Source organism: Arthrobacter sp. NyZ413, assembly GCF_049390645.1.
Classification (GTDB): domain Bacteria; phylum Actinomycetota; class Actinomycetes; order Actinomycetales; family Micrococcaceae; genus Arthrobacter.
Genome location: NZ_CP155434.1, coordinates 2768493 through 2788306 on the forward strand (window position 1 = coordinate 2768493; position 19814 = coordinate 2788306).

Annotated in this window: 17 protein-coding genes and 1 tRNA gene; 8 read left to right on the forward strand and 10 right to left on the reverse strand. The window is 64.0% G+C overall.

Going from position 1 to position 19814, the window contains the following annotated elements; genetic code table 11:
- Positions 1-99 precede the first annotated feature (99 nt).
- Entirely contained in the window at positions 100-1536 is a 1437-nt protein-coding gene (gndA, locus tag ABCW42_RS12920) for an NADP-dependent phosphogluconate dehydrogenase (RefSeq protein ID WP_423181620.1), read from the reverse strand.
- Between the two features lie 232 nt (positions 1537-1768).
- On the opposite strand from gndA, the gene ABCW42_RS12925 reads away from it, so the two are divergent.
- Positions 1769-2497: a FadR/GntR family transcriptional regulator gene (locus tag ABCW42_RS12925; RefSeq protein WP_423181621.1), complete on the forward strand. Its 729-nt coding sequence runs from the start codon at positions 1769-1771 to the stop codon at positions 2495-2497.
- Positions 2498-2541: 44 nt separating this feature from the next.
- On the opposite strand, the gene ABCW42_RS12930 is transcribed toward ABCW42_RS12925, so the two are convergent.
- Genes ABCW42_RS12930 through ABCW42_RS12940 form a run of 3 tightly spaced genes read right to left on the reverse strand, consistent with a single transcriptional unit; the run spans position 2542 to position 5242 of the window.
- Positions 2542-3600, reverse strand: coding sequence for an L-idonate 5-dehydrogenase (locus tag ABCW42_RS12930; protein ID WP_423181622.1), 1059 nt, complete (start codon positions 3598-3600; stop codon positions 2542-2544).
- Positions 3600-4370, reverse strand: a complete 771-nt coding sequence (locus ABCW42_RS12935; protein WP_423181623.1) for an SDR family oxidoreductase — start codon at positions 4368-4370, stop codon at positions 3600-3602. The genes ABCW42_RS12930 and ABCW42_RS12935 overlap by 1 nt, the downstream gene beginning before the upstream one ends.
- Before the next feature lie 17 nt (positions 4371-4387).
- A complete protein-coding gene (locus ABCW42_RS12940; protein WP_423181624.1) occupies positions 4388-5242 on the reverse strand; it encodes an NAD(P)-dependent oxidoreductase in 855 nt (284 codons plus the stop codon).
- A gap of 121 nt (positions 5243-5363) precedes the next feature.
- Between ABCW42_RS12940 and ABCW42_RS12945 the strand changes: the two genes are divergently transcribed.
- On the forward strand, positions 5364-6431 hold the full coding sequence (locus ABCW42_RS12945) for a D-2-hydroxyacid dehydrogenase (RefSeq protein ID WP_423181625.1): 1068 nt from the start codon (positions 5364-5366) through the stop codon (positions 6429-6431).
- Between the two features lie 258 nt (positions 6432-6689).
- Here the strand turns inward: ABCW42_RS12945 and ABCW42_RS12950 are convergent, their stop codons facing one another.
- From ABCW42_RS12950 to ABCW42_RS12975, 6 genes are all read right to left on the reverse strand, one after another.
- Positions 6690-8045: an MFS transporter gene (locus ABCW42_RS12950; RefSeq protein WP_423181626.1), complete on the reverse strand. Its 1356-nt coding sequence runs from the start codon at positions 8043-8045 to the stop codon at positions 6690-6692.
- 170 nt (positions 8046-8215) lie between these two features.
- Positions 8216-9013: an IclR family transcriptional regulator gene (locus ABCW42_RS12955; protein WP_423181627.1), complete on the reverse strand. Its 798-nt coding sequence runs from the start codon at positions 9011-9013 to the stop codon at positions 8216-8218.
- Between the two features lie 366 nt (positions 9014-9379).
- A tRNA-Val gene (locus tag ABCW42_RS12960) sits at positions 9380-9455 on the reverse strand.
- A gap of 57 nt (positions 9456-9512) precedes the next feature.
- Positions 9513-10469 (reverse strand): NAD-dependent protein deacetylase, encoded by a 957-nt coding sequence (locus ABCW42_RS12965; protein ID WP_423181628.1) that lies wholly within the window; start codon positions 10467-10469, stop codon positions 9513-9515.
- Between the two features lie 5 nt (positions 10470-10474).
- Complete coding sequence (locus ABCW42_RS12970) at positions 10475-10978, reverse strand: peroxiredoxin (RefSeq protein ID WP_423181629.1); 504 nt, start codon at positions 10976-10978, stop codon at positions 10475-10477.
- The gene (locus ABCW42_RS12975; RefSeq protein WP_133207084.1) at positions 10975-11397 is read right to left on the reverse strand and encodes a DUF3052 domain-containing protein; all 423 of its coding nucleotides are present in this window, start codon (positions 11395-11397) and stop codon (positions 10975-10977) included. The genes ABCW42_RS12970 and ABCW42_RS12975 overlap by 4 nt, the downstream gene beginning before the upstream one ends.
- A gap of 405 nt (positions 11398-11802) precedes the next feature.
- On the opposite strand from ABCW42_RS12975, the gene aceE reads away from it, so the two are divergent.
- From aceE to fabF, 6 genes are all read left to right on the forward strand, one after another.
- Positions 11803-14550: a pyruvate dehydrogenase (acetyl-transferring), homodimeric type gene (gene aceE, locus ABCW42_RS12980; protein ID WP_423181630.1), complete on the forward strand. Its 2748-nt coding sequence runs from the start codon at positions 11803-11805 to the stop codon at positions 14548-14550.
- 204 nt (positions 14551-14754) lie between these two features.
- Entirely contained in the window at positions 14755-15999 is a 1245-nt protein-coding gene (locus ABCW42_RS12985; protein WP_423181631.1) for a PucR family transcriptional regulator, read from the forward strand.
- An 88-nt stretch (positions 16000-16087) separates the two neighbouring features.
- Positions 16088-17017 (forward strand): ACP S-malonyltransferase, encoded by a 930-nt coding sequence (locus ABCW42_RS12990; protein WP_423181632.1) that lies wholly within the window; start codon positions 16088-16090, stop codon positions 17015-17017.
- On the forward strand, positions 17014-18075 hold the full coding sequence (locus ABCW42_RS12995; RefSeq protein ID WP_423181633.1) for a beta-ketoacyl-ACP synthase III: 1062 nt from the start codon (positions 17014-17016) through the stop codon (positions 18073-18075). Before ABCW42_RS12990 ends, ABCW42_RS12995 begins: the two co-directional genes overlap by 4 nt.
- A 97-nt stretch (positions 18076-18172) precedes the next feature.
- Complete coding sequence (locus tag ABCW42_RS13000) at positions 18173-18418, forward strand: acyl carrier protein (RefSeq protein ID WP_028267518.1); 246 nt, start codon at positions 18173-18175, stop codon at positions 18416-18418.
- Between the two features lie 140 nt (positions 18419-18558).
- On the forward strand, positions 18559-19794 hold the full coding sequence (gene fabF / locus ABCW42_RS13005; RefSeq protein WP_423181634.1) for a beta-ketoacyl-ACP synthase II: 1236 nt from the start codon (positions 18559-18561) through the stop codon (positions 19792-19794).
- Positions 19795-19814: the final 20 nt, after the last annotated feature.

The window sequence follows — 19814 nt, forward strand, 5'->3', positions numbered from 1 at the left end:
AGCGTACGGCAAAGGCCGGCGCCTCCCACAGTATCGGGGAAGCACCGGCCTTTGTCAGGAGCGGAGCGGGGCAGCCCGCTTCACTCTTCTAAAGGTGCCTCAGTGAGTGTCGACGGCCGAAATTTCGGACTTGTCTTCGCTCCAGAGGGTGTGGAAGGTTCCTTCGGCGTCGACGCGGCCGTAGGTGTGAGCTCCGAAGAGGTCGCGCTGTCCCTGGATCACGGCGGCGGCCAGGCGCTTGCGGCGCAGTCCGTCGTAGTAGGCCAGCGAGGAGGAGAACACCGGTACCGGGATGCCCAGCTGCACGGCGGTGGCCACGACGCGTCGCCAAGCCGGCAGCGCTTCGGCGATTGCCCTGGTGAAGGCCGGGGCGAACAGCAGGTTCGCCGGCTTCTGCTCGGCAGCGTAGGCGTTGGTGATTTCCTTCAGGAGTTCGGCACGGATGATGCACCCGCCACGCCACAGCGAAGCGATCTCATCCAGCTTCAGCTCCCAGCCGTATTCCTTCGCGGCGGACGTCAGCATGTCCAGGCCCTGGGCGTAGGAGACCAGCTTGGAGGCGTAGAGCGCCTGGCGGACGTCCTCGACGAAGTTCTCCGGAACCTCGACGGCGATTTCCTCACCGGCGAGCAGTTCCTGGCCCAGCTTGCGCTGTTCGGCCTGGGAGGACAGCGCACGGGCGAAGACGGACTCCGCAATGCCGGATACCGGCGAGCCCAGCTCCAGGGCCGAGATCACGGTCCAGCGTCCGGTGCCCTTCTGGCCAGCGGCATCGACGACTACATCCACGAACGGCTTGCCCGTCTTGGCGTCCACGTGGCCCAGGACCTCGGCGGAGATTTCAATCAGGAACGAGGCAAGCTCGCCCTTGTTCCACTCGGCGAAGATCTTGGACTGCTCGGCCGGTTCGATGCCCGCACCCGAACGCAGGAGGTCGAAGGCTTCACCAATGACCTGCATGTCGGCGTATTCGATGCCGTTGTGGACCATCTTGACGAAGTGGCCGGCACCGTCGGTGCCGATCCAGGCGCAGCACGGCTGCCCGTCGACTTTCGCGGAGATCTTCTCCAGCAACGGGCCCAAAGCGTCGTAGGATTCACGCGAGCCGCCCGGCATGATCGAGGGGCCGTTCAAAGCGCCCTCTTCACCGCCGGAAACCCCGACGCCCACGAAGTGCAGGTCCTTCTCCGCCAGGGCGGCTTCGCGGCGGCGCGTGTCCTCGTAGTGGGAGTTGCCGGCGTCGATCACGATGTCGCCCGGTTCGAGCAAAGGCACCAACTGGTCAATTACTGCGTCCACCGGCTTGCCGGCCTTGACCATGATCAGCACCCGCCGCGGCTTCTCCAAGGAATCCACGAGCTCCTGCAGGCTCTCCGTACGGATGAAGTCCCCGTCGGAACCATGCTTGGCCAACAACGCATCCGTCTTTTCCACGGAACGGTTGTGCAAAGCAACGGTAAAACCGTTGCGAGCCAGGTTTCGCGCCAGGTTGGCGCCCATCACTGCAAGGCCAGTCACACCAATATGTGCAGACATCAAAACTCCAATTCTTCGTGTGCATCGAGTCCTGCTCAGCGCGAGGAAACGTTTTCCAAAGCAACAGCTGGAATAAACCATACGTATTTAATCGGCATCCTGGGAAGCTGATGTCCACGTTTCGGAACGCCCCGCGTCACAAAAGAGTCTATGTGCGCGGACCGTCCCGTGCGGAGCCGATAGCCGTGGACGGCGCCCAGTGGCGCCTAGCGGCGCCATTATGCTTACGACTATGTCAACCAGTCTCCACTTCCGCGCCATCGAGCATCTGGGCACCAGGATCGTCAGCGGAAAGCTCCCAACCGGCCACGTCATGCTGGCCGAACACCTCGAGGACGAACTCAAGGTGTCGCGATCGGTGGTCCGGGAAGCCGTCAGGGTACTGCAGTCCCTCGGACTGGTGGAAACCATCAAACGGGTTGGCATCAGGGTGCTTCCGGCACACCGGTGGAACCCGTTCGATCCCATGGTCATCCGCTGGCGTTTGGCCGGCGAAGGACGCGGCGCCCAGCTGCGCTCGCTCGCCGAACTCCGTTTCGCCGTCGAGCCCGCAGCGGCGGAACTTGCCGCGGACAACGCTCCCGACACCCTGCGGAGCGAATTGGTGGAGGTCTCCTTGGCCATGCGCGATGCCGGCCGTGCCGGCGACATGGCCACCTTCTTGGAACTCGATATCCGCTTCCACGCCTTGGTACTCTCTGGCTCCGGAAATGAGATGTTCGCCAACCTGATCGGCCAGGTCACCGAGACACTCACAGGCCGGACGGTCCACGGACTCATGCCCGAGCACCCAAAGGAAGCCGCGTTGCAATGGCATATGGAGGTGGCTCAAGCCATCAGCGATGGCGACGGCGACAAGGCGCGCGAGGCCTCGTCGAGCATCATGCGTGAGACCATCGCGGACCTGTCCCCCGGTTGGGAAGGCCAGCCGAGGGTGTTTGTTCCGGTCGAGCGGCGCTGACAAGGAACGCCAACGCCGCCCACAGAGCCGGAAGCCAGCGGACCCTACGCCGCCGGGCCGAAGTTCAGGAGCACTTTTCCTGATTCAGCGGAATTCCTGGCCACTTCGAAGGCTTCGAGGCCGTTGTCCAGGGTGAATTCATGGGTGACCACGGGATCGACGTAGAGCGAGCCGTCCGCGAGGGCGGTGATGACCTCGTCGATTTCGTCGTTGAAGCGGAACGAGCCGAGCAGTTCGAGTTCGCGCGTGATCGCCAGGGAGATGAAGACCGGCTGGGGTCCGGAGGGCAGCAACCCGACCATGACCACCTTGCCGCCGCGCACGGCGCCCTTGATCGCCGATGCCAGGCCGAAGTGGCTGCCGGAGGATTCGATCACGACGTCGGCCTCCACCGCCGCGATCGCCTCGGCGTCGTCACCCTTGAGGACCTCATCGGCGCCGACGGCGCGGGCAATCTCCAGCGGCTTGTCGTGCATGTCCACGGCCACGATACGGGACGCGCCCGCCCGCTTCAGGACAGCGACTGCCAGCGCACCGATCGGACCGCTTCCGATCACGAGCGCGGTCTTGCCTGCCACATCGCCGGCACGGGACACCGCGTGCCAGGCCACGCTGGCCGGTTCCACGAGCGCGGCCGTGCGCAGGCCCAGTGTTGCGGGAAGGGGCCGGAGCATCCGGGAGGGCAAGGCCGCGTAACGGCTGAAGGCGCCGTCGGTGTGCGGGAAGCGTGCCGCGCTGCCAAGGTAGGTGCAGCCCGGGGACAGGTTCGGCCGGTCCTCGGGGTACTTCGCAGCACCCGGGCCAGGGGTGGCCGGGTGGACCGCCACCGGGGTCCCGGCCACCGGGCCGGTTCCGTCTGCCGCTTGCTGCACCACGGTGCCCACGATCTCGTGTCCGAGCACCAGGGGCGCCTTCAGGATCGATTCGCCCGCTGCTCCGTGGAGCCAGTAGTGCAGGTCCGAACCGCAGATCCCGCCGTAGGCGATCTCGACGACGGCCTGATCGGCCGCGGGTGCCGCAAGTTCGATGTCCTCGATGCGCAGGTCCCCCGCGGCGTGCGCGACGACCGCGGGCGTGGACGCGGGAAGCTGGAAGCCGCTCATCAGACCACCACCGTCATTCCGCCGTCAACGAAGATCGTCTGGCCGTTGACGAAGTTCGACGCATCCGAGGCCAGCCAGACCGCCGGTCCGGCCAGGTCCTCAACCGTCCCCCAACGGTGCGCCGGAGTGCGGCCCAGGATCCAGGAGTTGAAGTCTGCGTCATCCACCAGGTTCTGTGTCATCTCGGTGTGGATGTATCCCGGAGCGATGCCGTTGATCTGCAGGCCCGAGGCCGCCCATTCGGCAGTCATCGCCCGGGTGAGGTTGCGCAAGCCGCCCTTCGCGGCCACGTACGGCGCGATCGTGGGACGGGCAAGGTCGGTCTGCACCGAACAGATGTTGATGATCTTCCCGCGCCCGCGCGGGATCATGTGCCGGGCAGCCTCCCGGCCCACCAGGAACGCGCTCGTCAGGTCGGTGGTGATGACCCGCTCCCAGTCCTTCACGTCCAGGTCCAGCATGGGGACGCGGTGCTGGATGCCGGCATTGTTCACCAGGATGTCCAGGGGGCCGACGTTCTCCTCCACCCAGGCCACGCCACGGGCAGCTTCGGCGTCATTGGTGACATCGAACGCCACGCTGTGGACGCGCCCCGGCCCGAAATCCGCGGCCATGGCCGCTTCCGCGTCCTTGAGCCGCTCGGCATTGATCCCGTTCAAGACCACCGTCGCACCGGCGTCAGCCAGCCCACGGGCCAGCGCGTTGCCGATCCCCCGACTGGACCCGGTCACGAGCGCCACGCGCCCCGTGAGGTCAAACATTCCACTCATTTTGTTCCTTACTTAGTTCAGCTGGCTGCGTAGGTGCCGCTGAGATTTGCGATTGCTTGCCTGACGACTGCGAGGTCTTTCTCGCCCAGGCCTTGATCGATCAGCTCACGGTAGAGTTCGACGCCGGCACTCGCCATGGGGACGGCGGCACCGACCGCTTCGGCGCTTTCGAGCACGAATTTGAGGTCCTTGTGCATGAACTTCGCCGGACCTGTGGGGACGTAGTCCTTCGCTGCGAGCCGCGGGCCGACGATCTCCAGCACACGGCTGGCGGCCAGTCCGCCGGCAAGGACCTCGAAGAGGGCCGCAGCATCCATGCCCGAGCGCTCGGCGAGTTCGGCCGCTTCGGCGAGGGCCGCCGTCGTGGTTCCGACGATCAACTGGTTGCACGCCTTGGCGAGCGACCCGGCGCCCAGGGCACCCATTCGCCGGACCGTGGTCCCCATCGCTTCGAACAGCGGAAGCAAGCGCTGGAAGACCTCCTCGGACGCGCCGGCCATGATCGCCAGCGTGCCATCCTGCGCACCCGTGGTGCCGCCGCTGACGGGGGCGTCAACAACGACGGCGTTCCCGCCGCTGGCGCTGTGGACTGTCCGGGCGAATTCCTGGACGCCCGTCGGAGACACGCTGCTCATCACGACGACCGCGGTTCCAGGTGCGGGTGCCAGCGAGCGCCATTCATCCAGCAGGCCCGAAGCTGATTCCTCGATGTAGGACAGGTCGGGAAGCATGAAGACGATGACGGGTTGGTCGCGAAGAGCCGCGACGGTCTCCGACGGTTTGCCGCCCAGTTGCCGCAACTCGGCCACTGCCCCGGCAGAGCGGTTCCATGCGGTCACTTCCCAGCCGGCCTTGAGCAAGTTGGCTGCCATCGGGAACCCCATAAGTCCAAGTCCCACAAAACCTGCGGTTTTGGCTGTCACGATCCGTTGCACCTCACTTCTTCGTGGTTCATGTTTCAAAAACTGTTCAATATCCTAGCCTCAATTCAGTATGATGAACACTATGACGACTGATGAACTCACCATCGCGATCGCTGTCCCGCTCGAAGCTGAGCATGTGGAGCGAATCCGTGCAGTAGATCCGCGCATCACGGTGCTCTACGAACCCGATCTCCTCCCTCCGGAACGCTTCCCCGCCGACCACGCGGGCGATCCGGATTTCAAGCGCACCCCGGAACAGGAGGAGCGTTACTGGTCGATGCTGAACAAGGCGCAGATCCTCTACGGTTTCCCGAACGAAAACCCGGCCGGCCTGGCGCGCATTGCCCAAAGCAACCCGCACCTGCAGTGGATCCACGCGATGGCCGCGGGCGCAGGCGGAGCCGTCAAGGCTTCCGGCCTCGACACCGAGACGCTGCAGAAGTTCAAGGTCACCACATCCGCGGGAGTGCATGCCCTTCCGCTCGCCGAATTTGCCGCTCTGGGCATCCTGAACGGATTCAAGCGGAGCGCCGAACTTGCCCAAGACCAGGCCGCCAAGGTCTGGCCCGAGCTTCGAATCCCCACCAAGCTGGTGAACGGCTCCAAGCTGGTGGTCACCGGCCTCGGCGAAATCGGCCTGGAAACCGCGCGTATCGCACGCGCGCTGGGCATGAAGGTCAGCGGGACCAAGCGGAATGTCGAAGCGATCGAGGGTATCGACGAGGTCGCGGACAACTCAGGCCTTCCCGGCCTGTTGGCGGACGCCGACGCAGTGGTGAACACGCTTCCCGGCACGCCGTACACCGAGAAGCTCTTCAACCGCGATGTCTTCTCGGCGATGAAGCCGGGAACGGTTTTCGCCAACGTCGGCCGCGGAACCGTGGTTGACGAGGAGGCGCTCCTGGAAGCCCTGGACAACGGCCAGGTCTCCTACGCCTGCCTGGATGTGTTCGCTGTAGAGCCGCTGCCCCAGGACAGCCCCCTGTGGAGCCACCCGCGGGTCATGGTCTCGCCGCACACTTCGGCGCTCAGCGCTGCCGAGAACCGCCTGATTGCCGAGCGCTTCGCCAGCAACCTGCGCACGTTCCTGGACGGCGGCGAACTCCCCCACCTCGTCGACACGGTCCACTTCTACTAAACGGCGCATTTTCTTTTACTAAACGGCGCATTTTCGCAGAATCCCGAACGGCCCTCCGGTACTCCGGAGGGCCGTTCGGCGTTTGGGCACGTCTTGCATCGTTTTCAAGGGCTGGTTCGCGGGCGGACTTCTACGCGCAAGGCGCCCGCCCTGGCCTGCGGGCATCGTGGCGCGAATCCTTTGGACCAAGACAGGGCGGCGGCCCACTCCAGGTCTTCCCGGAGCAGGCCGCCGCTCTTGGTGCCGGAACGCTGGGCGCTACTGCGCGTCCTCCAACTCAAGCATGTCGCGTCCAACAGTTTCAGGTGTGAAGAAAGTGGTGATGAACGAGATCAGGGACAGGACGAGCGAGTAGCCTGCCAGCACCATCCACGAGTTACCCGTAGCGGCAAGGAGCGCGGCGCCAAACAGGGGCACTAGCCCGCCCGCCAGGACGGCGGATATTTCACGGCTCAAGGCAACACCCGTGAAGCGGTATTGCGAACCGAACAGTTCCGGGAGCAGGGGGCACTGGGGGCCAAGCATCCCCTGGACGCCGATGGCGATGCCGACCGCCATCACAATCCACACGAGGGTGACGTTGCCAAGGGTGACCAGGTAGAACGCGGGCACAGCCGTGATGACCTGGAACAAAGCGCCGAATCGGTAGACCCGAACGCGGCCGAAGCGGTCCGAGAGCGCCCCGAAGGTAACAACCATGATCGCCGCGAAGCCGGCGGCAATCAGCAGGCCGACCGGACCGATGAACTTGTCGCCAGGGAAGACGCCTTCCTTGACCGACATGAAAGAGATCAGTAGCGCCGAGTAAATCGAAGAGTTGCCGTTCTCGCCCATGCGGAGGCCGATGCCGACGAGCACATTCTTCTTGGAGTGCCGCAAAAGCTCCGCAACCGGGTTCTTCACCACGTTCTTGTGCTTTTCAAGCTCCTGGAACACCGGCGTTTCCTTCAACCGGAGCCGGATGAAAATGGCCACGGCGATCAGGATGACGCTGGCAAGGAACGGTATGCGCCACAGCCAGCCTTCAAGGACACTCTTGTTTGCCAGGCCGATCAGGGCGAAGGTACCGGCGCCCAGCAGGGTGCCGAGCTGAATGCCGACGAATGGCAGCGATGCGAAATAGCCGCGGCGCCTTGGCGGTGCGACCTCCGAAATAAGCGTGGTGGCGCCTGCTTGCTCGGCACCGGCACCCAAGCCCTGGATGATGCGAAGCGCAACAAGCAGAATGGCTCCGAGCATGCCGGCCTGGTCGAACGTCGGCAACAGGCCGATGGCGAAGCTGGCGAGGCCCATCATGCCGATGGTGAGCAAAAGGACCATCTTGCGTCCGAAGCGGTCTCCGATGAAGCCGAAGAAGATGCCGCCGAACGGCCTGGCAAGGAATCCAACACCGTAGGTGGCAAACGACGCGATAAGCGCGCCGCTCTCACCCAGCGGCTTGAAGAACAGCGGTCCGAAGATCAAGGCCGAAGCGAGGCCGTAAATGTAGAAGTCGTAGTACTCCAGAGCGGAACCTACGGAACTGGCAAGAGTTGCCCTTCGCAGCTGTTCCGGCTCAACTACTGCGCCGTCCGTCTCAGCAAGCTTTGTCTTAGTACGAGTTGTCACTAGCACTCCCTCAAGAACACTCCAGGCCCCCGTTGGCCTGGCGAGATAGCGTCCGCCGCCATGGCGTGAATCACTATAGTGAACAGCGTACAGCACAATGAACAGCTTTCAAGTGCTGTAATCAGATTTAATCCGGAGAGCCACCGGTGCCCAGCGCACCAACGAGCGCCAGCCAACTAGCCCATCGGATTACCCAGCGAGTGCGCCAATTCCTTGAGCTCCTTGACCATGAGGGTGGCCTGCTCCTCGGAGAAGGTGGCCTTGAGGGCCGTGACGGACAGGCCGAGGCTCGGACCATGCGCTCCATGGGTGGGAACCGGAACGGCCAGGCAGACAACGCCAAGGGTCGATTCCTCGTCTTCCAGGGCGTAGCCCTGCTTGCGGATGGCAGCAACCTGGGCCTTGAGCTCGGCCGCCGTCCGGAGGGACTTGGGGGTCATGACGGGAAGTTCCACGTCGTCCGGGAACATCGCCTCGATATCGTGGTCGTGAAGTTGGGCGAGAAGGACCTTGCCTACGGCACTCAACGACAGCGGCATCTTGTCGCCGATATTGGACGTGAGCCTGACGGCCGGATGACCCTCGTAGCGGGCGAGATAGATGATGTGGTCGCCGTCGATCATGGCAATCCGCACCGTTTCCCCGGACAAGGTGGGTGCTTGTTCGCAGAACTTGTAGAACTCCTGCACCTCATCCAGACGGCTCAGATACGCGGCACCGAGCTCCACCAGTTTCCGGCCGAGTGAAAAGTCCGCACCTTCCCGGGTGATGAGCCGGGCCTCCTCGAGCGCGAGGAGCAAGTTGGAAGTGGACGATTTCGGAATGCCAAGCTCCCGAGATAGGTCGCTGAGGGTCAGTCGGCCCGCGGGAGCCTCGGCCAGGGCGTCCAGTACGGCCGCTGCGCGGGTCACGGCCGGCGCAGGCGAAGAACTCCCCAATCCTTCGGCGGAACGGGTTGTGCGGGAATCGACCATGATTCTCCTTCGCAATCGTGCGTGGGACGCAGTGTTGGGGCGGCTTGAGCGGATGCCCGGACCGGGAACCGAATCCGCCAGCTAGTGCCGCACTTGTTCAATCCGCGCGTGTTCAATCCACTGAACAACTACCATCATAGTGGCTCATTCCAGCAAGGAAGCGCCCCGGTCGCCAAAGCGCTTCCTTCCCATATCCAAAAATTGTCTGTATATTCATTTTTGAGCTCTCCACCGCGGCATCCCCCAATAGTCGCGGTGGAGAGCTCTTCCAGTTCCCGGACGGCCTTCCGAACAGCGCCCAGCACGCGAACACAAAGAAAAACCCCGCTGTCCAAGACTTTCGCCTGAGGACTGCGGGGTTTCAAATGGTGGGTCCTACCGGGATCGAACCGATGACATCCACGGTGTAAACGTGGCGCTCTACCAGCTGAGCTAAAGACCCATTCAGCGTGATTTCAGCACCTCAGCGCTTCAACCAACGATCATGTACTCTACCGGATCATTCGCCCGGAACACCAATCGGCTCTTGCGGGACCGGCAGCTCAGGGAGTTCTTCGGCCAGCCAGGTCAAAGCACCACTGACTCCGGCGTCCACTTTGAGGCTCGCGAATTCGTCACCGCGGGTTGGCCCCCTGTTGATGATCACTATCCCCTTGCCGCTCTTGGCAGCATGCCTGACGAACCGCAGCCCGCTCATCACTGTCAACGATGAACCCGCCACAAGGAGCGTCTCCGCGGCATCGACCATGGCGTACGCACGCTGCACCCTTTCCTTGGGCACGTTCTCGCCGAAGTACACGAAGTCCGGCTTGAGGGTTCCGCCGCAAACAGGACATACGGCCACGACGAACGAGCGGATCAGCTCCGGGTCCTCCACCAAGGCATCGGCGTCGGGAGCCATCTCGACGCCACCGGAAGCCTGCGCCGACTCCAGGAATCCCGGGTTGATTTCCTCGAGGATCGAGGCCACCAGCTGCCGGCTGAAGACGTGGCCGCCGTCGAGGCAAATCACGCGGTCGAAGCGACCGTGCAGGTCAACCACGTTGACGCTTCCCGCGTCCTCATGCAGACGGTCCACGTTTTGCGTGATGAGTCCGGTCATAAGCCCGCGCCGTTCCAAGCGCACGACGGCGGCATGTCCGGCATTCGGATCAGCGTGCCGCAGGTGGGACCAGCCAATGTGGTTCCGGGCCCAGTACCGTCGCCGGTTCGCGGCGCTTCCAACGAACTCCTGGTAGGTCATGGGATTCCTGGGCGCCGACCCCGGACCACGGTAGTCGGGGATGCCGGAGTCGGTACTCAAGCCCGCCCCGGTAAGCACGGCAATCCGCTTGCCGCCAAGTATCCCGACGGCGCGCTGGAGTTCCGCGATCTCCCCTGCCTCGATGTCCACGGGTGTCGCCGGCGGCAAAATGGCGAAACCCGTCATTCCGACGCCGGGCCGCTGCGCACTCATCCGGCTCAGGCCTCGCTGAGTGCGGAAATCGCCTCGCGGTATTCACCGAGGTCACGCGCCTGGCCCCGGGGATTGACGACGACGTAGCGGACTATTCCGGAGGCGTCGATGATGAACGTACCCCGCAACGACATGCCACTGGAGGAATCGAATACGCCGTACTGCTCGGCTACAGCTCCGTGCGGCCAGAAATCGGCCAGGAGGTCGAACTCATAGTTTTCCTTGTCCGCATAGGCGCGCAGTGCGAATTTGCTGTCCACGGACACCCCAAGGATTGTCGCGTTGCCGTGCTCAAAAACGGCGAGGTTATCGCGGATCTCGCACAGTTCACCCGTACAGATGCCGGAAAACGCAAACGGAAAGAAGACAAGCACTACGTTGCGCCCGCGAAGCGCAGACAAACGTACTGGTTCGCCATATTGGTTCACCAACTCGAAATCCGGGGCCTCTTGGCCCACGACGGGAACTCCGGGCCGCAGGCCGGCCTCAGCCGGTTTCGAGCGGGTCACTTGTTCTTCTTGCGCGCTACCAGCCGGGTAGCGCTCCAGTCCTTGGAAACACCTGCCGACGTAGTGCAGTGCAATCCGGCAGTCGGAGCAGCATCCTGAATATCGGAAGGAGAAACATAGTTTTCGCGGCCCGACTTGGGAGTCAGCACCCAGACGACGCCGCCTTCTCCCAGCGTGGTCAAGGAGTCAACCAAGGCGTCCACGAGGTCGCCGTCGCCATCCCGCCACCAAAAAATTACTGCGTCGACTACTTCATGATCGTCTTCGTCGAGCAGCTCGGAACCCGTTAGTTCCTCAATGTCATCACGCAAATCGAAATCGACATCGTCGTCGTAACCGAGTTCCTGAATCAGATCCCCATCCTTGAAACCCAATCTTTCCGCCACATTTACCGATGTGGCGGCGTCGGCCTCGCTCACGTTTCCTCCTCTTGAAGTGATTTCGATTACTACAAGCCAACACCCTTTGGGCGTGTGCTTCAAGCCATTGTCCCGCGTTCCACCACATTCCGCGGCATCCAGAGGGGATCGGGGAACGTCAATGCGCGATGCTGCAGTGGTTGCAACCGCCAGAGTGTGACATACAACGCGTTTGCCGAACCGCGGCTACGCATCCCGGCGCCGACGAAGCTACAGTGGCCAATGAAGACATTGGGCTGCAGGGCAACCGCCCGCCGCGAAAAGCGCAGCCCGAGTTCAAGAGAACCTGCCCGGCGCACCTGACCGGGCTGTTGTAACCGATATGTCGCACACGCCGCGATCATGACGGGCAGTTACCCTGCCAGACCTGAGGCGACGACAAGTGCGCCAAAAGAGAGGTTGGACGTGGCTGCAGGAGAAGAGACCTCACACATCCTTAGCGGGTTGACTTCCCAGTTGCCTGATCGTGATCCCCAGGAGACGGCCGAGTGGGTTGAGTCTTTGGATGCGTTGATCAGGGAGCAGGGTACGGAGCGGGCGCAGTTCATCATGCGCAGCCTGCTTCAGCGGGCGGGGTCCCAGTCGGTGGGGGTGCCGATGGTGACCACGACCGATTACGTGAACACGATCCCGGCGGACCAGGAGCCGGTGTTCCCGGGCAACGAGGAGTTCGAGCGCCGGTACCGGGCGTACATGCGCTGGAACGCCGCGGTCATGGTCCACCGGGCGCAGCGGGCCGATATCGGGGTGGGCGGGCATATTTCCACCTATGCCGGGGCCGCGACGTTGTACGAGGTCGGGTTCAATCATTTCTTCCGCGGCAAGGACCACCCCTCGGGCGGTGACCAGGTCTTCTTCCAGGGCCACGCGTCCCCGGGCATGTATGCCCGGGCGTTCATGGAAGGCCGCCTCACGGAGGAGGACCTGGACGGGTTCCGGCAGGAAAAGTCCAAGGCCGGCCATGCCCTGTCCTCCTACCCGCACCCGCGCCTGATGCCCGGGTTCTGGGAATTCCCGACCGTGTCGATGGGCATCGGCCCGATGAACGCGATCTACCAGGCCCAGTCCAACCGGTACCTGCACGGCCGGGGCATCAAGGACACCTCCGAACAGCAGGTCTGGGCGTTCCTGGGCGACGGGGAAATGGACGAGCCCGAGTCGAGGGGCCTGCTGCAGCTGGCAGCGAACGAGAACCTGGACAACCTGAACTTCGTGATCAACTGCAACCTCCAGCGCCTGGACGGTCCCGTGCGCGGGAACGGGAAGATCATGCAGGAACTCGAAGCGTTCTTCCGCGGCGCGGGCTGGAACGTGATCAAGGTCGTCTGGGGCCGGGAATGGGACGAACTGCTCGCCCGCGACACCGACGGCGCCCTGGTGAACATCATGAACGAAACCGTCGACGGGGACTACCAGACCTACAAGGCCGAGTCCGGCGGGTTCGTCCGCGAACACTTCTTCGGCAAGTCCCCGGCCACCAAGGACCTCGTCGCGGACCTCTCCGATGACCAGATCTGGAACCTCAAACGCGGCGGCCACGACTACCGCAAGGTCTACGCCGCGTACAAGGCCGCGACCGAATTCAAGGGCAAACCCACCGTGATCCTGGCCAAAACCGTCAAGGGCTACGGACTCGGACCCCACTTCGAGGGCCGCAACGCGACCCACCAGATGAAGAAACTGACCCTGGAGGACCTGAAGTCCTTCCGCGACCACCTGCGCATCCCCATCCCGGACGAAGCCCTGGAAAACGACCTCTACCGGCCCCCGTACTACCACCCCGGCACCGACGCCCCGGAAATCCGCTACATGCTCGACCGCCGCGCCGCCCTGGGCGGGTCCCTGCCCGAACGCCGCACCGCCCACACCCCGGTCACCCTGCCCGAGGACAAATCCTACGACGTCGCCAAACGCGGCTCCGGCAAACAAAAAGCCGCGACCACCATGGCCTTCGTCCGCCTCCTGAAAGACCTCATGCGGGACAAAAACTTCGGCCACCGCTTCGTGCCCGTCGTCCCGGACGAATCCCGCACCTTCGGCATGGACGCGTTCTTCCCCACCGCGAAAATCTACAACCCCAAAGGCCAGAACTACCTCTCCGTGGACCGCGACCTCGTCCTGGCCTACAAGGAATCACCCGCCGGCCAACTCATCCACCCCGGCATCAACGAAGCCGGCGCCGTGGCCGCGTTCACCGCCGCCGGAACCTCCTACGCCACCCACGGCGAACCCCTCGTGCCCATCTACGTCTTCTACTCCATGTTCGGCTTCCAACGCACCGGAGACTCCTTCTGGGCCGCCGCGGACCAAATGACCCGCGGCTTCATCATCGGCGCCACCGCAGGACGGACCACCCTCACCGGCGAAGGACTCCAACACGCCGACGGACACTCCCCCCTGCTCGCCTCCACCAACCCCGCCGTACGCACCTACGACCCCGCCTACGGCTACGAAATCGCCCACATCTTCCACGACGGCCTCAACAACATGTACGGACCGGACTCCCAAGACCGGAACCTGATGTACTACCTCACCGTCTACAACGAACCCATCACCCAACCCGCCGAACCAGCCAACCTCGACACCACCGGCATCATCAAAGGCATCTACAAACTCTCCGACGCCCCCGAACCCGGCACCAAACCCCGCGCCCAGATCCTCGCCTCCGGCGTCTCCGTCCCCTGGGCCCTCGAAGCCCAGCACATCCTCGACCAGGACTGGAACATCGCAGCCGACGTCTGGTCCGTGACCTCCTGGAACGAACTCCGACGCGACGGCCTCGCCGCCGAAGAACACCACTTCCTCAACCCCGGCGAACCCGCACCCACCCCCTTCATCACCCAACAACTCGCCGGAGCCCACGGCCCCGTCATCGCCGTCTCGGACTACATGAAAGCCGTCCCCGACCAAATCCGACAATTCATCCCCAACGACTTCGCCTCCCTCGGCGCCGACGGCTTCGGCTTCTCCGACACCCGCCAAGCCGCCCGACGCTACTTCAAAAACGACACCCACTCCATCGTCACCAAAACCCTCCAACTCCTCGCCCAACGCGGCGAAATCGATGCCCAGGCTCCGGCCCAGGCCATCGAGAAGTACCGTCTCCTCGATGTCAACGCCGGAACCACCGGTGGGGCAGGCGGAGAAAGCTAACCGCTGGGAGCTGGAAGAACCAGGAGCTGGCAAAGCCAGAAATACGGCGACGGCGGTCCGCACCGGAAGGTGCGCACCGCCGTCGGGCGTTAACCCCGCCGCGAGAGGAAGGTGACGCCACCTGCCAGCAGCAGACACAGGCTCCACGAAGTTGTAGCCTTCGCACAAATGGAGCTTGCTGAGGATGGGCCGTATGCTCAAGGCATGGCCGAGCCGATTCAAACTCCCGCAAAACGCAAAGCTGCTGCGCGCGCAGTGTCGCCGGAGAAGGCGGAAACCCTGAAGCGGCTGCGCGCAAATGTGGGGCAACTCTCCACCACCACCATGCGAAAGCTCGAAAAGTCGCTGCCTTGGTACAGCCGCCTGAGCTCGGATGAACGATCGGCCCTGGGCCTGGTTGCCCAAAACGGCATCGCGGCGTTCGTGACGTGGTACGAAAGGCCCAGTTCGCCGTCGTGGATTTTGACGGATGTCTTCGGCAACGCGCCCACGGAACTGACGCGTTCCATCAGCCTGCAAAAGGCCCTCCAGCTGATCCGGATCGTGGTGGAAGTAGTCGAGGACCAGGTACCCGTCATCGCGCCCGAGGCCGACCAGCCTTCGCTGCGCGAAGCAGTGCTGCGCTATTCCCGCGAGGTGGCCTTCGCCGCCGCGGATGTCTATGCCCGAGCCGCTGAATCCCGCGGCTCGTGGGACACCCGGCTCGAAGCCCTGATTGTCGACGCCATCCTCCGCGGCGAAAACACCGACGCTCTGCGCTCCCGCATTGCCGCCCTCGGCTGGAAAGCCCAGGAACGCTTCACCGTGATGGTGGGCAACTCCCCCTCCGAACCCAGCGCCAGCTACGTCAGCGAATTGCGGCGCACCGCGGGCCGCTACGCGGAGGACGCGCTGGTGGGCATCCAAGGCGACCGCCTCATCCTCATCCTGGGCGGACTGCAGGACCGCGACAACGCATATGTGAAGCTGAGCGAGCTGTTCGCGCCGGGCGCCGTGGTCTACGGACCTGAGGCCGGAACCCTCGTGGAAGCGAGCAGCTCGGCCCAGGCGGCCTTCGCGGGACTCACCGCGGCGAAGGCGTGGCCCTCGGCCCCGCGGCCGGTAGCCGCCGACGATCTCTTGCCGGAACGCGTTGTTTCGGGCGACGACGCGGCCCGCCGTTCACTCATCAAGAACATCTACCGGCCGCTCCTCGCGGCATCGAACGGACTCGTCGAAACGCTCGGAACGTACTTGGAGCTCGGCCACTCGCTTGAAGCCACGGCCCGGGAGCTCTTCGTCCACGCCAATACAGTGCGGTATCGTCTCAAGCGCGTCTGCGACGTCACTGGGTGGGACCCGCTCTTGCCCCGGGAGGCGTTCGTCCTCCAAACTGCCTTGGTTGTGGGCAGGCTTTCGGCCCAGCCGAAGGCGACGTCGGAGCGTCACGGTACCCGATCCGCGGGGTGAACCGTTGTAGACTTCCTACAAACTGACCCAGTGAGCTTGGTGTACGCAAACACCGGAAGTTCACGCGGCAATTTGGAAAGCTGGTTACGTGCTTGCAATCGTCTGCCCTGGACAGGGCTCCCAGACCCCTGGATTTTTGGCCCCGTGGCTGGAGCTCCCATCCGTAGAAGGCCACCTCGCCTCGCTGAGCGAAATCGCAGGCATCGACCTCAAGGCCCACGGCACCACCTCCGATGAAGAAACCATCAAGGACACCGCCGTAGCGCAGCCGTTGATCGTCGCCGCAGGACTCGTGGCGGCAAAGTCCCTGTTCGACGTCGAACTCAGCACGCTTCCCGTTGTCCTGGCCGGTCACTCGGTCGGCGAAATCACCGCTTCCGCCCTCGCGGGCGTCCTCAGCGAATCCGATGCGATGGCGTTCGTCCGCGAACGCGCGAACAACATGGCTGCTGCCGCCGCCGTCACCCCCACCGGCATGAGCGCCGTGGTGGGCGGCGATCCCGCGGAAGTGTTGTCGGCCATCGAGGCGGCCGGCGCAACCCCGGCAAACGTCAATGGCGCGGGACAGACCGTGGCCGCCGGCACTTTCGAGCAACTCCAGGCCCTCGCCGACAACCCGCCGGCCAAAGCCAGGGTCATCCCGTTGAAGGTTGCCGGGGCGTTCCACACCGTCCACATGGCCCCCGCCGTCGACGCCCTGGAAGCACTGCGGCCTTCGCTCAAGCCACAGGCGCCTACCGTTCCTTTGCTTTCGAACTTCGACGGCCAGCAGATCACGGACGGCGGTGCCGCCGTCGAAAGCCTGATCGCCCAAGTGTCGCGGCCGGTCCGTTGGGACCTTTGCATGGAGAACCTGGTCCAGCGCGGCGTCACCGGCCTCATCGAACTCGCCCCCGCAGGAACCTTGGCAGGCCTCGCCAAGCGCGGGATGCCGGGAGTCAAGACTGTCGCCGTCAAGACCCCGGACGATCTGTCCGCGGCACTCGCGCTCTTCGCGGAACTGGAAGGACAAGCATGAGCACCCCCGTACTCAAGCAAGCACCGACCCACGAATACTCGCGGATCATCGGCATCGGGGCATACCGCCCGGACGTCATCGTGACCAACGACGACGTCTGCCAGTGGATCGATTCTTCCGACGAGTGGATCCGCCAGCGCACTGGAATTGTGACCCGCCACCGTGCGCCGGCCGGGGTCAGCGTCATCGACATGGCCGAAGGCGCCGCACGCGAAGCCCTCAAGCAAGCGGGCATCGAAGCCTCGCAGTTGGGCGCCGTGATCGTCTCCACAGTCACCCATCCCTTCGCGACGCCGTCCGCGGCGGCCGCCCTCACGGACCGCCTGGGCGCCACGCCTGCCCCGGCTTTCGATATTTCGGCCGCATGCGCGGGCTACTGCTATGGCATTGCCCAGGCCGATGCCCTGGTCCGCTCGGGCACCGCGGAGTACGTCCTGGTAGTCGGCGCCGAGAAGCTCTCGGATGTCATCGACAACCACGAGCGCACGATTTCCTTCCTCCTCGGCGACGGCGCCGGCGCCGTGGTGATCGGCCCCTCCGAGACCCCGGGCATCGCCCCGTCAGTCTGGGGATCCGATGGAAGCAAATGGAACGCGATCGGGATGACGCATTCGCTCGACGACGTCCGGAAGCTGGGCGAGACTGCCCGCCACTCGGACGAATCGGACGACCAAGCAATCATTGAGGCGACGCAGGACATCTGGCCGACTCTGCGTCAGGACGGCCAGACGGTCTTCCGCTGGGCTGTGTGGGAGATGGCCAAGGTGGCCCAGCAAGCGCTGGACGCTGCAGGGATCGAAGCGACGGACCTAGCTGCTTTCGTCCCGCACCAGGCGAACATGCGCATCATTGATGAGATGGTCAAGAAGCTCAAGCTTCCCGAGACCGTGGTGGTTGCCCGCGACATCGCCGACGCCGGTAACACGTCCGCGGCTTCCATCCCCCTCGCCACGCACCGCCTCCTGCAGGAAAACCCCGGGCTCAGCGGCGGACTCGCCTTGCAGATCGGGTTCGGCGCAGGTTTGGTCTTCGGCGCCCAGGTAGTAGTACTTCCGTAGCTCCGTCCGTAACTGAATAGCACTTCGAAACCCAAGCCGTATCCGCGGTTTGCCCCATTTCCGGCAGCAGCCGGCATAACAAGAAAAGGAGCCGACAATGGCTAGCAACGAAGAAATCCTGGCCGGCCTGGCTGAAATCGTGAACGAAGAGACGGGCCTCGCCACTGAAGCCGTCGAGCTCGACAAGTCTTTCACCGAGGACCTGGACATCGACTCGATCTCGATGATGACCATCGTCGTCAACGCTGAAGAGAAGTTCGGCGTCCGCATCCCGGACGAAGAGGTCAAGAACCTGAAGACCGTCGGCGACGCCGTCAACTTCATCTCCAACGCGCAGGCCTAGTCTGGCCTCAACTGTGCCGGACTTCGGGTGCGCCCTGTTGCATCCGGAGCCCGGCACAGCTGCTTTATCTCCCAAAGTCTTCTTTTGGCGCCCGCTTGGAAACAGCACGCGGGCAGGCCGATCCAACAGAGAGTGATCGCATGGCACGCAAAGTAGTCATAACCGGTCTGGGCGCAACCACGCCCATCGGCGGCGACGTCCCCACTATGTGGAAGAACGCGCTCAAAGGGGTCTCCGGTGCCCACACGCTCGAGGACGAGTGGGTTTCCAAGTATGACCTTCCGGTCCACTTTGCCGCCCGGTGCTCGACTCCCGCACTTGATGTCCTGACCCGCGTCGAGGCCAAGCGCATGGATCCCTCGACGCAATTCGGCGTCATCGCGGCCCGCGAGGCCTGGGCGGATTCCGGCATCACGGATATCGACCACGATCGCCTGGCCGTGGCCTTTGCCACCGGCATCGGCGGTGTGTGGACACTTCTCGACGCATGGGACACACTGAAGGAAAAGGGCCCCCGCCGGGTGCTGCCCATGACGGTGCCCATGCTGATGCCGAACGGTGTCGCAGCCGCCGTCAGCCTCGACCTCGGCGCCCGCGCTGGTGCCCACACCCCGGTTTCAGCCTGCGCGTCCGGAACTGAGGCCCTCCACCTCGGGCTCGACCTCATTCGCTCGGGAAAGGCTGACGTTGTGATGTGCGGTGGCGCCGAAGCAGCGATCCACCCGATGCCCCTTGCCGCGTTCTCTTCGATGCAGGCGCTCTCCCGCCGCAACGACGATCCGGAACACGCGTCGCGCCCGTACGACCGTGACCGCGACGGCTTTGTCATGGGTGAAGGGGCCGGCGCCCTGGTGCTGGAAGCCGAAGAGCATGCCATTGCGCGCGGCGCCCGTATCTACGCCGAACTCGCCGGTACGTCCGTTACCGCCGACGCCTACCACATCACCGCTCCGGACCCGGAAGGGCTTGGCGCAACCCGCGCGCTGAAGGCCGCCATGTTCGATGGCCGGATCCAGGCCGAGGACGTGGTCCACGTCAACGCACACGCAACCTCCACGCCTGTGGGTGACAAGCCTGAATACACTGCCCTCCGCGCAGCGTTGGGTGCGCACGTCGACAACGTCGCCGTCTCGGCCACCAAGTCACAAATGGGACACTTGCTGGGTGCGTCCGGCGCCGTGGAAGCCGTGCTGACGGTGCTCGCCGTCTACGAACGCCAGGCCCCGTTGACTATCAACTTGGAAAACCAGGATCCCGAGATCCCGCTCGACGTTGTCACATCCGCCCGGACCCTTCCTGCCGGCGATATCGTCGCGTTGAGCAACTCTTTCGGTTTCGGCGGACACAACGCGGTCATCGCTATCCGAAGCCTCTGACGAACTTGAGTCATAGCGAA